At 62.8% G+C, this 12951-nt stretch carries 10 protein-coding genes; 6 read left to right on the top strand and 4 right to left on the bottom strand.

The features are described from left to right. Positions 1 to 43 precede the first annotated feature (43 nt). Positions 44 to 3427, bottom strand: coding sequence for a S41 family peptidase (locus CABTHER_RS01585; RefSeq protein ID WP_014098824.1), 3384 nt, complete (start codon positions 3425 to 3427; stop codon positions 44 to 46). A gap of 217 nt (positions 3428 to 3644) precedes the next feature. Between CABTHER_RS01585 and CABTHER_RS01580 the strand changes: the two genes are divergently transcribed. The 3 genes from CABTHER_RS01580 to ndk all read left to right on the top strand — a co-directional run bounded on the left by CABTHER_RS01580 (position 3645) and on the right by ndk (position 6232). Then, positions 3645 to 4775, top strand: a complete 1131-nt coding sequence (locus tag CABTHER_RS01580; RefSeq protein ID WP_014098823.1) for an MlaD family protein — start codon at positions 3645 to 3647, stop codon at positions 4773 to 4775. 62 nt (positions 4776 to 4837) lie between these two features. After that, on the top strand, positions 4838 to 5716 hold the full coding sequence (sucD, locus tag CABTHER_RS01575) for a succinate--CoA ligase subunit alpha (RefSeq protein ID WP_014098822.1): 879 nt from the start codon (positions 4838 to 4840) through the stop codon (positions 5714 to 5716). A gap of 96 nt (positions 5717 to 5812) precedes the next feature. After that, positions 5813 to 6232, top strand: coding sequence for a nucleoside-diphosphate kinase (gene ndk / locus CABTHER_RS01570; RefSeq protein ID WP_041569031.1), 420 nt, complete (start codon positions 5813 to 5815; stop codon positions 6230 to 6232). A 34-nt stretch (positions 6233 to 6266) separates the two neighbouring features. Here the strand turns inward: ndk and guaB are convergent, their stop codons facing one another. The 3 genes from guaB to CABTHER_RS01555 form a co-directional block, all read right to left on the bottom strand. Further along, positions 6267 to 7745 (bottom strand): IMP dehydrogenase, encoded by a 1479-nt coding sequence (gene guaB, locus CABTHER_RS01565; RefSeq protein WP_014098820.1) that lies wholly within the window; start codon positions 7743 to 7745, stop codon positions 6267 to 6269. A 162-nt stretch (positions 7746 to 7907) separates the two neighbouring features. After that, positions 7908 to 8402: a GNAT family N-acetyltransferase gene (locus CABTHER_RS15260; RefSeq protein WP_014098819.1), complete on the bottom strand. Its 495-nt coding sequence runs from the start codon at positions 8400 to 8402 to the stop codon at positions 7908 to 7910. 79 nt (positions 8403 to 8481) lie between these two features. Further along, entirely contained in the window at positions 8482 to 9402 is a 921-nt protein-coding gene (locus CABTHER_RS01555; RefSeq protein ID WP_014098818.1) for a bifunctional 5,10-methylenetetrahydrofolate dehydrogenase/5,10-methenyltetrahydrofolate cyclohydrolase, read from the bottom strand. A gap of 295 nt (positions 9403 to 9697) precedes the next feature. On the opposite strand from CABTHER_RS01555, the gene CABTHER_RS01550 reads away from it, so the two are divergent. The 3 genes from CABTHER_RS01550 (at position 9698) to rph (ending at position 12891) form a co-directional block, all read left to right on the top strand. After that, positions 9698 to 10879: a hypothetical protein gene (locus tag CABTHER_RS01550; RefSeq protein ID WP_014098817.1), complete on the top strand. Its 1182-nt coding sequence runs from the start codon at positions 9698 to 9700 to the stop codon at positions 10877 to 10879. A gap of 10 nt (positions 10880 to 10889) precedes the next feature. Further along, a complete protein-coding gene (locus tag CABTHER_RS01545) occupies positions 10890 to 12056 on the top strand; it encodes a DegT/DnrJ/EryC1/StrS family aminotransferase (RefSeq protein ID WP_014098816.1) in 1167 nt (388 codons plus the stop codon). A 112-nt stretch (positions 12057 to 12168) separates the two neighbouring features. Continuing rightward, positions 12169 to 12891, top strand: a complete 723-nt coding sequence (gene rph, locus CABTHER_RS01540; protein WP_014098815.1) for a ribonuclease PH — start codon at positions 12169 to 12171, stop codon at positions 12889 to 12891. The last annotated feature ends 60 nt before the right edge of the window (positions 12892 to 12951 follow it).

Raw genomic sequence — 12951 nt, 5'->3', positions numbered from 1 at the left:
GGTGCTGTCCGCCTTTGCACCCGTTACCAACGGCTTGGGTGAGTTACTTTTTGCGGTGATAGTTCGGATAGTCCGGCCGCTTTGGCCTGGCTGGCGGCGGATTTTTGGTCAGCGCCTCCAGCGCGACGGCTACGGCCCGTTCGAGTTGCGTATCGCGTCCGGCACGCCACGCCTGCGGGTCAAGCTCCACTTCGATGTCAGGCGCAACCCCCCGGTTTTCGATTTCCCACTTCCCTTCCGGCGAATAAAAGGCAAAGTGCGGTGCGGTCACGGTGCCGCCGTCCATCAGCGCCGGGTAGCCGCCAATCCCGACGAGGCCGCCCCAGGTGCGCTTGCCAACCAGCGGGCCAATGCCCAGTTGCCGGAACATCCACGGCATCAGGTCGCCCCCGGAACCGGCATACTCGTTGATGATCATGACCTTCGGGCCGGGCAGCGTTCCGAACGGCGTACGGAAGTCTTCGCCATCCCGGACGGCCCAGTAGCTCAGCAGCGGTTTGCGCAGGTAGTCAATGATGTAGTCGGCAGCCTGTCCGCCGCCGTTGAAGCGTTCGTCCACGACGGCGCCCTGTTTGTCGAGTTGCGAAAAAAAGTAGCGGTTGAAGTTCGTGTAGCCGCCAGCGGCGGTGTCCGGCAGCCAGAGGTATGCCAGCCGGCCGTTGCTCAGTTCGGCAACGCGCCGCCGGTTGGCTTCAATCCAGGCGAGATTGCGCAGGCTCGCTTCGCTGGCCACTGGGACGACCGTCACCGTGCGGGACTGGCTTCCGTCCGGGTTGGGGCCGACCTTGAGCACCACCTGTTTGTCGGCGGTGCCCTCGAAGTAGCGGTATATGTCTTCCGTGGCCACAACGTCAACGCCGTTGACCGCCAGCAGGTAGTCCCCGACGTTGACGTTGACGCCGGGTTGGGTCAACGGCGCGCGAAGCTGCGGATTCCAGTTTTCGCCTTCGTAAATCCGGGCAATGCGGTAGCGGCCGTTTTCAACCACATAGTCAGCACCCAGCAGACCGCCGGGCACGCGCCTGACTTCCGGGATGTCGCCACCCCGGACGTAGAGGTGTCCGACGCTCAGCTCGCCGAGCATTTCGTCAAACAGGTAGTTCAGGTCGGCGCGGTGCATCACGCCTTTGAGATACGGCTCGTATTTCCGCGCCGTGGCCGGCAGGTTCAGTCCGTGGTGGTTTGGGTCGTAGAAGAAATCGCGTTCCAGCCGCCACACCTCGCGGTACATCTGCTCCCACTCCTGGCGCGGCTCGACCCGTACTTCCATATCGTCAGTGCGCAGCCGGCCCTCGCCGGGTTTGATGGGCGCCGTCAGCGAGGCAATGAACCAGCTTTGTGCCTGGTTTGGCGCCTGCCCCTGACCCGGCCGCTGACTCTGCCGGTACAGGCACTTCTCGCCGTTGGCCGTCGGCTGAAAACTGGTGACGCCTTCCAGCAGCTTTTCCAGCTTGCGCTTTTCGACATCGAACCTGTGGACAATGAGGCCCGTCATCTCCGGCATGCCCATGGCGGACTCATACAGGTACAGGATGTTGGGTTTGCCGGCATCGAAACCGACGAAGGCGCGGGCCGGGATGGGCAGCGCCACGATGCGCTGGCTGAGTCCCTCGAAATCAATCGTGACCCTGGGCGGCTCTTTCGCTTTTTCCCCTGGGCGTCCCGTTGCCCCCATGCCGGGTGAGCCACCAGCCGGTGCGGATGTGGCTTCGGACGGGTTGCCGTCACCGGGCTTGCGGTCTTCGGCGGTTTTTTCGTCGTCACTTTCCGGGGCCACGGGAGAAGGATCGGTTTTGCGCAGTACGACGGCGTGCACCGACCGCACGGTGTCGTTCCGGTGGGCGTAGCTCGACATGTCGAAACCGTTGATGGCCGGGCCGATGTTGGTGCTCGACAGCAGGTAGAGAGACTTGCCGTTGCGGTCAAAGACGGCGTGGGTGACATCGCTGGCGGCGTCTGTAAGTTGCGTCACCTGCTTGCTTTCAAGTCCATAGACGAAAGCTGCGCTGTAGGCCGAGGGCATTGGCTTGGTGTAGGCAATCCAGCGGCTGTCGGGCGACCAGGACAGACCGCCCCGCAGACGGAACCCGGCCCCGCCGGTGCGGCGCGCGGTGTCAAACTTCACCGGGACGCCGTTTTCAATATCCACAAGCCAGAAGTTGAGCCGCTTGTCGGTGAAGGCGATCTTCCTGCTATCCGGCGACCAGGTGGGCGCGTAGTAAAACGACGGCTCCAGCCTGATGACCTTGAGTTCGCCAAGGCCGGTTTGTTCGCGCAGGTGCAGCTCATACTCACCGGAGGCGTCGGAAAAGTACGCCACCCACTTGCCATCGGGCGACCAGGCCGGGTCGCGCTCGGCGACGCCGGGCGTCGCCGTGAGGTTGCGGATCGAACCCTTTTCGGCCGGGACGGTCAGAATGTCGCCCCGGGCTTCAAAGGCTACGCGCAGACCATTCGGCGAGACAGCCGCGTTCGTAATCTGTGAGCCGACTTTCTCGAAGCGCGGACGTACCGTGCTGATGTCGCCTGCGAGCGTGACGTTGACCGGCGTGTGGCGTCCGCTTTTCACATCCAGGAGGTGCAGTCCGCCAAACTGTTCATAGACAATGGCTTCTTCACCACCCACCGCCACTGAGGCGGATTTGATGTCGAGTCCGTCGTTTTTGAGCACCGGCGTCACCTTGCCGGAAGCCGGGTCATAAGCAAAGAGTGTCACCGGGCCGTTGCGGTCGGAAAGAAAGTAAATTGCCTTTCCAATCCACATCGGGTTGAAGTCATTGGTGTCGGTACGCGGGATTTTCGTAACGCTCGAATCGGCCAGATTGGCTACCCAGAGATACGACGCCCGTCCGCCGCGATAGCGTTTCCAGGCGGCAAAGGCGCGGGGTACGGGTTCATACACCAGCCGGGAACCGTCCGGTGAGAAGCTGCCGTGGGTGGCCATCGGCAGGGGGAGCGGTTCAGCCGGGCCACCGTTTTTGTCCACGGTAAACAGGCGTTGGGTCCGCCCGGATTCACTCAGGCGCGGGCTGGCAAAGAGCACCCGCTTGCCGTCGGGCGTCCACCCCACGGCCCGGTCGGTGTCTGGGTGATAGGTCAGGCGCTGCGGAATGCCACCGGTTGCCGGCATGACATAGACATCCGTGTTGCCGTCATACTGCCCCGTGAAGGCAATGAGACTGCCATCAGGCGAAAAAATCGGGTCTGACTCGATGCCGGGGTGATTCGTCAGGCGGACAGCCTCGCCGCCGGTGCGTGGCACGCGCCACAGATCACCGGCAAAGGAAAACACAATGTGTGTCCGGTTGGCGGTTGGCGTGCGCGCCAGCAGAGGAGGTGACGTTTCCTGGGCGGCACCAAAAGTAGTCCAGGTGAAGGTCAACGCCAGGAACGAACACAGGCGAAAGCAGGAAAAGCGACGTTGCATGATGTGTGTCGGGTGAGAACTGGCAGGGTGTTGGCGTAGCCGCGCAAGGGGGGGCGTCCCGGGCAGGACAGCTTCAGGGTATTGGCAGGCAAGCTATACCGTTTCCGGCGAAAGATGTTCCAGAAAAGTTTTGTTATTTGGGCGGGGATTGCCTCTACATCGTTCGGCGCACTATGCTCTGGGCGCTTTTGGTTGACCTCATCTGGTGCCTGCCGTTATGGCTTCTCCCTCGCCAACCGAAGAGATTGCTCCGACCCGCAGCGCTGAACGCTATGAACCAGCCAAGCGGCGCACGTTCTGGCTGGTGGTGGTGGCACTTTCCATCGTGGCGGCGGCGGCGGCCTGGCAGACGTACCAGGAGCGCCATCGCTTTTTGCTCTGCGTGACGTTCCACGAGGTGGACGGACTGCGGCCGGGAGCTGAAGTCCGGCTGTCCGGGGTCAAGGTCGGGGCCGTGCAGCGCATCGAGTTCACCGGTGTGCAACAAGCTGTGCAGTGGGACACGCCACAGGTGCAGGTTACGCTCGGGATTGACCGGCGTCTGACGGGGCTGAGTGCGGCGCAACTCATTCACCGGGACGCGGTTGCCGTTCTCAAACGCGACGGCACCCTGGCCGACCGGATTGTGGACATCATCCCCGGCAGCGCTGCTGCGCCACTCGTAGCTGAAGGGGACTTCATTGCCGGACGGATTGAAGGCGATTCACGCACCATTGCGTTGCGTGGCGCTCAGGTCAACGCCAATTTCGAGGTGATGCGTGAACGGCTCCTCGCCGTTCAGCAACGACTTGAACGTGGGGCAGGCACTTTGGGGGCCGTCCTCAAACGGCGTGAACTCGCCAACCAGATGGCCCAGTTTCAGGCCGAGTTGACCGGACTTCAGCAGGCGCTTCAGACCGGCAGCGGGTTTGCCTCCGTCACGCGCCGGCGATTGCAACCACGGGTGACGGCACTTCAGACCGCGGCCAACCGGCTGCGGGCCGACATCGAGCGCGGCCGTGGCACAGCCGGTCAGTTCTTTGCCGATCCGACCTGGCGCGAACGGGTTACGGCCCTTCAGAGCCGGTACGACCGTCTGGCGGCCCGCCTGACCACCCTGCAGCAGACGGCCGAACGGGGTGCACTGGGACGCTTCGCCAGAGAAGATGCCTTCCGTCAGCGGCTCCAGACGACGCGCACCCACTTCACCTGTATTCAAAAACAGCTCGAACAGCAGGAAGGCAGCGCCGGCAAGTTTCTCCACGATGGGCGTCTGCGGCGCGAACTTGCCGAATTCACGGCTGAACTCACCAAAACCCTTTATGACGTGCGCCAGTCGCCGTTCAAATACATCCGACTCAGGTTCTGAGTCCCTTTTCCGCCCTGCACGTGAATGGCACATTCACGCAGCAGCGGCCCGTCATATTGCTTATGAGTATTCTGGTCAACAAAGAGACCCGTCTTGTGGTACAGGGCATTACCGGGCGTGAAGGCACCTTTCATACCCGCCAGATGAAGGATTACGGCACGAACGTCGTTGCCGGGGTGACGCCCAACAAGGGTGGCACGGTTCACGAAGGCACGCCGGTATTCGACACTGTGGCCCAGGCCGTGGCCGCCACCGGAGCCAACGTCAGTGTGATTTATGTGCCGCCGGCCTTTGGCGCGGATGCCATCATGGAAGCCGCCGAAGCCGGCATTGCCCTCATCGTCTGCATTACCGAAGGCATCCCGACGGTGGACATGATGCGGGCGTTCGACTTCGTCAAAAAGCGCGGCACAGGGCTGATTGGCCCCAACTGTCCGGGCGTCATCACGCCGGGTGAGTGCAAGGTGGGCATCATGCCGGCGCACATCCACCGCCCCGGCCGGATTGGCGTTGTCTCCCGCAGTGGGACGCTGACCTACGAGGCCGTTCACCAGCTCACCCAGCTTGGACTGGGACAGTCCACCTGTGTCGGCATCGGTGGCGACCCCATCATTGGCCTGCGCTTCGTGGATGTCCTGCGTCTGTTCCAGGCCGACCCGGACACCGATGCCGTTGTCATGATTGGCGAAATCGGCGGTACGGATGAGGAAACCGCAGCGGCTTTCGTCCGGCAGGAAATGACCAAGCCGGTCATTGGATTCGTTGCCGGCCGCACGGCTCCGCCCGGCCGCCGCATGGGACACGCTGGTGCCATCATTGCCGGCGGCAAGGGCACGGCCGCCGAAAAAATGGAAGCCATGCGTGCCGCCGGCATGCACGTGGTCGAAAGCCCAGCGGACATCGGCGCCAAAGTTGCTGCTGTCATCGGCCATACGGCTTAGACCTGGGGCAGCTTCAGCTCACTCCGGTTGCCATCCGCCGCCGGACATCGCTAACCTGCGGCACATTTCATGATGTCGGATGGAGACACCACCGCCATGTCGCTTGAAACGACGCTTGCCATCATCAAACCCGACGCCGTGCGTGCCGGCAACACCGGTCACATCATCCAGCGCATCACCGATGCCGGTTTTCGTCTGCGCGGCATGCGCCTGATGCACCTGACCCGGCCACAGGCCGAAGGTTTTTACGCCGTTCACCGCGAGCGGCCGTTTTTTGGGGAACTGGTTGATTTCATGTGTTCGGGGCCCGTGGTCGTCATGGCCCTGGAAAAAGAAGACGCCGTTCGCGCCTGGCGCGACCTTATGGGACCAACCAACTCAAAAGATGCTCCCAAGGGCACCATCCGGGGCGACTTCGGAACGGATGTCGGCGAAAATGCCGTCCACGGGTCGGATTCACCCGAAAACGCCACAACCGAAGTGGCCTTTTTCTTTGCCACCAGCGAACTGCTGTAGAGCGGACAGCCTGGCCGCTATGGTCAGGGCTGTCCTACGGCAGGCTTTCAAGCCGGTAGTTGGGTGCTTCCTTGGTGATGATGACATCGTGAACGTGACTTTCGCGCAGGCCCGCCGCCGTAATCTTGACGAACCGGGCATTGGTTTGGAGTTCGGCAATGGTTCGGCAGCCAACATATCCCATGCCGGCGCGCACGCCACCCACCAACTGTGTCACCAGCGCTGCCAGTGACCCCTTGTAAGGCACTTTGCCTTCGATGCCTTCCGGGACGAGTTTTGATTCGACGGTCTCCATGTCCTGGGCATAGCGGTCGCGGCTGCCTTCTTTCATCGCTGCCAGCGACCCCATGCCCCGGTACGCCTTGAAACTGCGCCCCTGGTAGAGAATCAGCTCGCCGGGGCTTTCATCCGTTCCGGCAAAGAGCGAGCCGATCATGACGGCATCCGCACCAGCAGCTAGCGCCTTGGTGATGTCGCCGGAAAACTTGATGCCGCCATCGCCAATCACCGGCAGGTCAGCTTCGCGGGCGGCGGCGGCACAGTCCAGAATGGCCGTCACCTGTGGAACGCCGATCCCGGCGACGATGCGTGTGGTACAAATTGAGCCGGGGCCAATCCCCACCTTGACGCCATCCACTCCGGCCGCGATGAGTTCGCGGGTGGCTTCCCCGGTGGCCACGTTTCCGGCCACAAGGTCAACCTCGGGAAACCGCCGCTTGATCTGGCGGACGGCTTCCAGCACGCGGGTCGAATGGCCATGCGCCGTGTCAATGACCAAGGCATCCACCCGCGCCGCCACAAGTTCGGCCGCCCGCTCCAGATAGTCGCCTGTCGCGCCAATGGCCGCTGCCGTCCGCAGCCGCCCCAGGTCATCTTTCGTCGCGTTCGGATAGCGAATCGCCTTCTGGATGTCCTTGACCGTAATCAGCCCCCTGAGACGAAATTCCTCATCCACAACGAGCAGCTTTTCGACCCGGTGTTTCTGCAAAATGCCACGCGCTTCCTGAAGCGTTGTCCCGACCGGCACGGTAATGAGGTTCTCCTTGGTCATCACTTCGCCGATGGGCAACTCCAGACGTGTCTCGAAACGCAGGTCGCGGTTGGTGAGAATGCCGACGAGCCGCCCATCTTCCGGCCGTACCACCGGAACGCCCGAAATGTGAAACTTCGCCATGATGGCCAAAGCCTCTGAAATGGGGCGGTCAGGCGTCATCGTGACCGGATCGACAATCATGCCGCTTTCGGAGCGTTTGACCTTGTCCACCTCGCTGCGCTGCGCCTCAATGGACATATTTTTGTGAATCACCCCCAGCCCGCCCTGCTGGGCCAGGGCAATCGCCATGGCCGCTTCCGTGACCGTATCCATCGCTGCGCTGACGATGGGGATGTTGATCCGAATGCGCCGGGAAAAACGGGTGGTGGTGTCGGTCTCGGCCGGAAGAACGTCGCTTTTGGCCGGCACGAGCAGAACGTCATCGAAGGTCAGGGCTTCCGGTATTTCACGATAGTTCATGGCGACTCGCTTTCCGGGAGGTGTCAGGCTGTTTCAGGGCGCGGCAATTGTGCGCCCATCGTAAAAGCTTCCCTGCCGCCCGGCCAAGTCAGCGCCGGACAAGCGGATGGGCTGAGTCTGTTGCCAGTGCAGCGTCACTCCTGCCGGCCCTGGCTGGACACCTCATAGGGTCAACTCCATCAGCAGTCCATCTTCGGGCGGGTCTGTATAGAAGTTGCGCTTGCGCGCCGTGGTGACAAACCCCAGCGACGCATACAGGGCCTGGGCGCCATGGTTTGACTGGCGCACTTCGAGAAAAGCCGTCGTCGCACCGTACAGGCGGCCCGTGTAGAGCGCTTCTTTCAGAAGCCGCCGCCCCAAACCCCGGCGCTGGACTTCGGGATAGACGGCGATGTTGGCAATGTGCAGCTCGCGGCCGTCGTGCCGGGCCGAAAGCTGCACCCGTCCGGCCAGAAATCCGTAGATGGAACGGCGCAGAAACGGCGACTGTCCCCGTACGACCAGCATGACGGCCAACGGGTTGTGAAGTAACTCGGTGCGGTAGCCGTCATATCCCCACCGGCTCAGCCCTGCCAGGCGCTCCAGTTCAACGACGGCCGGCAAGTCGCTTTCCAGCATTGGCGCAATGTAGAAACGCGCGTCCAAAGGCTCCTTCATGACAATGCGCCACAGGCAAGCGAAAACATGGCTCTGATACTTTGTGGGGGAAGAACCACGGGCGATTATGAACCATTCCCTACCGGCGGCAAGCGCGTTCGGCAGCCAGGACGGTGTTGCGCATGAGCATGGCGATGGTCAGCGGGCCGATGCCGCCCGGCACCGGCGTCATGTAACCAGCCACCTCGGCCGCCTGGCGCGGATGCACATCTCCAATCAACGTGTAGCCTTTCTTTTCCAGGTCGGCCAGACGCGCCGGATCATCACCAAAGTACGCCTGGACATCCGCCTGGGTCGTCACCTGGTTGATGCCCACATCAATGACCACCGCGCCGGGACGGATGAAGGTTTCCGTGACGAAGGCCGTCCGCCCGATGGCCGCAATGAGAATGTCTGCCGACCGGGCCACAGCCGCCAGGTCGGTTGTCCGTGAGTGGCATATCGTCACGGTGGCGTCCCGGTGGAGCAGCAACAGTGAAAGCGGCAGCCCGACAATCGTGCTCCGCCCCAGCACCACCGCGCGCTGCCCACGCAGTGGCAGGTCGTAATGGTCAAGCAAAGCCAGGACACCGGCCGGCGTACATGGCACGAAGCCTTCCTGCCTGAGCGCCAGACGCCCGACGTTGACCGGATGAAAACCGTCCACGTCTTTTTCCGGGTCAATCGCCCGGATGACGACCTGTGCATCAATCTGCGCCGGCAGCGGCATCTGGACAAGGATGCCGTGAATGTCCGTCCGGGTGTTGAGCGTGGCAACCAGCGCCAGTAGTTCGGCCGTCGTCGTCTCCGCCGGCAACGTCACGACTTCCGAATACAGCCCAAGCCGCGTACAGGTTTTGGCTTTGCTGCTCACATAGGTACGCGATGCCGGGTTGTCACCGACCAGCACGGCGGCCAGCCCCGGCCGGACGCCCCGCGCCGTCAGGTCAGCACACCGCGCAGCCGTTTCGGTATTGAGTTTTGAGGCCACCAAAGCCCCATCCAGAATTTGAGCCACCACTGTGGGGCCTCCTTGAAACAGAGGGTGCATACGCCGGGATAAGGCGCGTATCCGCGACGGTAAATGACGATGACCGGGACGACAAGGCAGGCACGGGCAGGCATCGGGCCCGCCTTGTCCGGCCCGGATGCCACAGGACGCCGTTATGATGAAATGTATGAGACCTTACAAAACGAAACTTGGCTTGCCGCATCCGGCAATGTACGGTGAAAGAGAAAGCGTGCAACAGCACGGCCATACATAACGAGCTGGTCTCCACGTTGCGTCCGACCTTATTTCACAAGTGAGCAGCACGATGAATCACGAAGTGCAACTGCTGTTTTTCGTAGTGCTGGGGCTGGCAGGACAGGTCGTGGCCGTGGGTGGTGCGCTGCTGGCTTTCCGTCTTGGCGCACGCACCGGCGAGGCTCGCACCGGCGCGGATCGTCACCGGGCGCTTCCCCCGGAGCTTCCTGCGGGCAAATCCACGTCATTTACACGCTCCATCATCAGTGACACTGCCTCTGAACCGACAGCGCCCCTCGACACCCGGGCCGTGGCGCTGCTGCGCTGTCTCCGCCTGCCGCCGGTGTCTGACCATGAGGCGCTTCTGTCCTGGTACGGCCGCCTCCAGCTTGAAGGCACGGCGCTGGCGGCCACGATGTCGTCCGAAACCCAGACGGTTTTTCGTCAGGCGCTGGACGCCATTCGTGACATTCTCGACACGCGCAACCTCGATGATCGCTATGAACTGCTGGCAGCAGCCCTGTTGCCGGTTTATGAGGGTCTCCACGCCAGGCCATCCGGCCCGTCGGAAGCGGCGCTGTCGCCACCGGCAGCCGAGCCATTGAACCGCTTTACCCCGAATGCACCACTGAACGGTCAGGCTGCTGTCCCGGTGGCCTACCGTGAGACGCCTTCCCAGGTTTCCGAAAAGTCCCGGCTGGCAAAACTGTTCGAGCAGGTCGAAGCGGCGGCCCGGGCGCGGGAAACCCCGACTTCCAATCCACCGGGTGCCCGCCACGGTGAAGCGCCACTGCCCGGACCGGAACCACTCACAGCCGGGAACGGCAAAGCCACTTCGGACGCCCCTGACCGTACGCCCGGACACGCCCCCGGCACGCAACTGGACACCTCGCGGCTGTCGCGGCGACTGGCTGAAATCCTCAAATCCGCCGACCGCAACGATCACTCCAGCGACCCGGCCGAGAGCCGCCACAGTCCGCCCGAACCGGTCGTGGCCGAGCACAGTGCGCCGGAACTGCATCTGGTATCAGCCCCGATCAAGTCACGCCTCAAACGCAGCGGCACGCTCACGCCGGAACAGGAAGTGGCACGCAAGGCAGCACATGTCGTCGGACGGGCGCGGGAGTGGTATGGTCGGCCGGACATCACCCTTCACGAGGTACAGTCGGCCTGCGCTGCTTTTGGACTGGAGTTCAACGAAGTCGCCGCCCGGGCCGAGCTGGCCAAACCGCTTGCCGAAGACCTGCTCTGAAACAACGCCCATGCCCGACGGCTTCGTGCCGATTCTCGACCTTGAACCCCAGTACCAGGCGCTGCGTCCGGCACTTCAGGCGGCCTTTGAGCGGGTGTGCCGGTCGCGCCAGTTCGTTCTGGGTGAGGAAGTGGCCGCCTTCGAGGATGAAGTGGCTAACCATCTGGGTGTGGCGCATGCCGTGGGCGTCAACTCCGGCACAGATGCGCTTGTCATCGCCCTGCGAGCGCTCGACATCGGTCCGGGCGACGAGGTCATCACCACGCCGTTTTCCTTCTTTGCCACGGCCGAGGCCATCAGTCTGGTCGGGGCCACGCCGGTTTTTGCCGACATCGAAGCCGAAAGCTTCAACCTTGATCCACACGCCGTGGCATCCCGGATCACCAGCCGCACCCAGGCTCTGCTGCCCGTGCATCTTTTTGGGCGTCCGGCAGCTATGGGCGCGTTGCTGGAGCTGGCCGAACGTTATGGACTGGCCGTGATTGAGGATGCTGCCCAGGCGTTTGGAGCACAGTACCTGCCGCCATGTGCCGGCTGTAACGGGCAGGGCTGTCATCCGACGACCCAGAAGCGGCTGCACGGGCGCTATGTCGGGACGCTGGGCACGATGGGCGCGTTTTCGTTCTACCCGTCGAAAAATCTGGGTGCGTATGGCGATGGCGGTCTCATTGTCACCAACGACGCCCGCCTTGCCGAACGCGCCCGCAAGCTGCGCTCGCATGGCTCTCTTGTGCCTTACCAGAACGAAATGCTCGGCTACAACTCGCGGCTCGATGGCCTTCAGGCGGCCATCCTGCGGGTGAAACTGCCCTATGTGACCGGCTGGAACGCCGCCCGGCGACGCCTGGCCGAGCGATATACGGCCCGGCTCGCCTCACTGCCTGGGGTGACGCCGCCGGCCGTCACTCCGGGGCACGTTTTCCACCAGTACACCGTACGCCTTCCACGGGAGCGGCGGGACGCCATCCGGCAGGCGCTCCAGGTGCAGGGCATCGGAACCATGGTGTACTACCCGACGCCTATCCACCGGCTTCCGGTCTATGCCGGATGCTTTCCGCCCCAACCCGTGAGTGAGACGGCTGCGGCTGAAGTCCTGAGTCTGCCGATCTGGCCGGAAATGACCGACGCCACCTGGGAGCGCGTCGTTGCGGCCGTGGAACGCGCCGTCGCCGGCTGAAGTGGCTTTGCCTGCTCCCGAACGTGCCCTCTCCTGATACAAGGGGCTTGTCACGTTGCCGGAGTTGTGAAACAACGCGGACAACATCCAGAACAACCGGAAGACATCAGCCATGCGAAGTGGTGGGCGCGCCCCCAATGCCCTGCGAACGGTACAGTTGACGCCACATGTCAACAAGTACGCGGAAGGGTCGGTACAGGTCGAATTTGGTGATACGCGGGTCATCTGCCTGGCCAGTGTCGAAGAAAAAGTGCCGCCGTTTCTCAAGGGCAAGGGCACCGGCTGGGTGACGGCCGAATACGCTATGCTGCCGCGCGCGACCGATCAGCGCACTCCACGGGAAGTCACCCGTGGAAATCCCTCCGGGCGGACGCACGAGATTCAACGCCTGATTGGGCGCAGCCTGCGCGCCGTCGTGGACTTTACCAAGCTGGGCGAACGGACGATTTACCTCGATTGTGACGTCATTCAGGCTGACGGCGGCACGCGCACGGCAGCCATCACCGGCGCGTTTGTGGCACTCGTCCTGGCAGCCCGCAAACTGCAGGCCGCCGGCGTCGTGACGGATATGCCGGTGAAGGACTACCTGGCTGCCGTCAGTGTCGGAACGGTCAATGGCACGCCCCTGCTGGACCTCGATTACAATGAAGATTCCAAGGCTGAAGTGGATATGAATGTCGTCGGGACAGGTGATGGCCGCCTCGTCGAGGTGCAGGGGACGGCCGAACAGCGTCCCTTCTCACGGGAGAACATGAATGCGCTCCTCGATCTGGCCATGCAGGGCATCCGTGAACTCATCACCCTCCAGCGCCAACTGCTGGGGTTGCTGGAATAACCTGCGTTGTGGCAGGCGACTGCCCCACACGGGTTCTGCTTTGCGCCTTTCTGTACTCCC

Source organism: Chloracidobacterium thermophilum B (genome assembly GCF_000226295.1).
In the GTDB taxonomy this organism is placed as follows: domain Bacteria; phylum Acidobacteriota; class Blastocatellia; order Chloracidobacteriales; family Chloracidobacteriaceae; genus Chloracidobacterium; species Chloracidobacterium thermophilum.
This window is presented reverse-complemented; position numbering and strand designations above follow the sequence as displayed.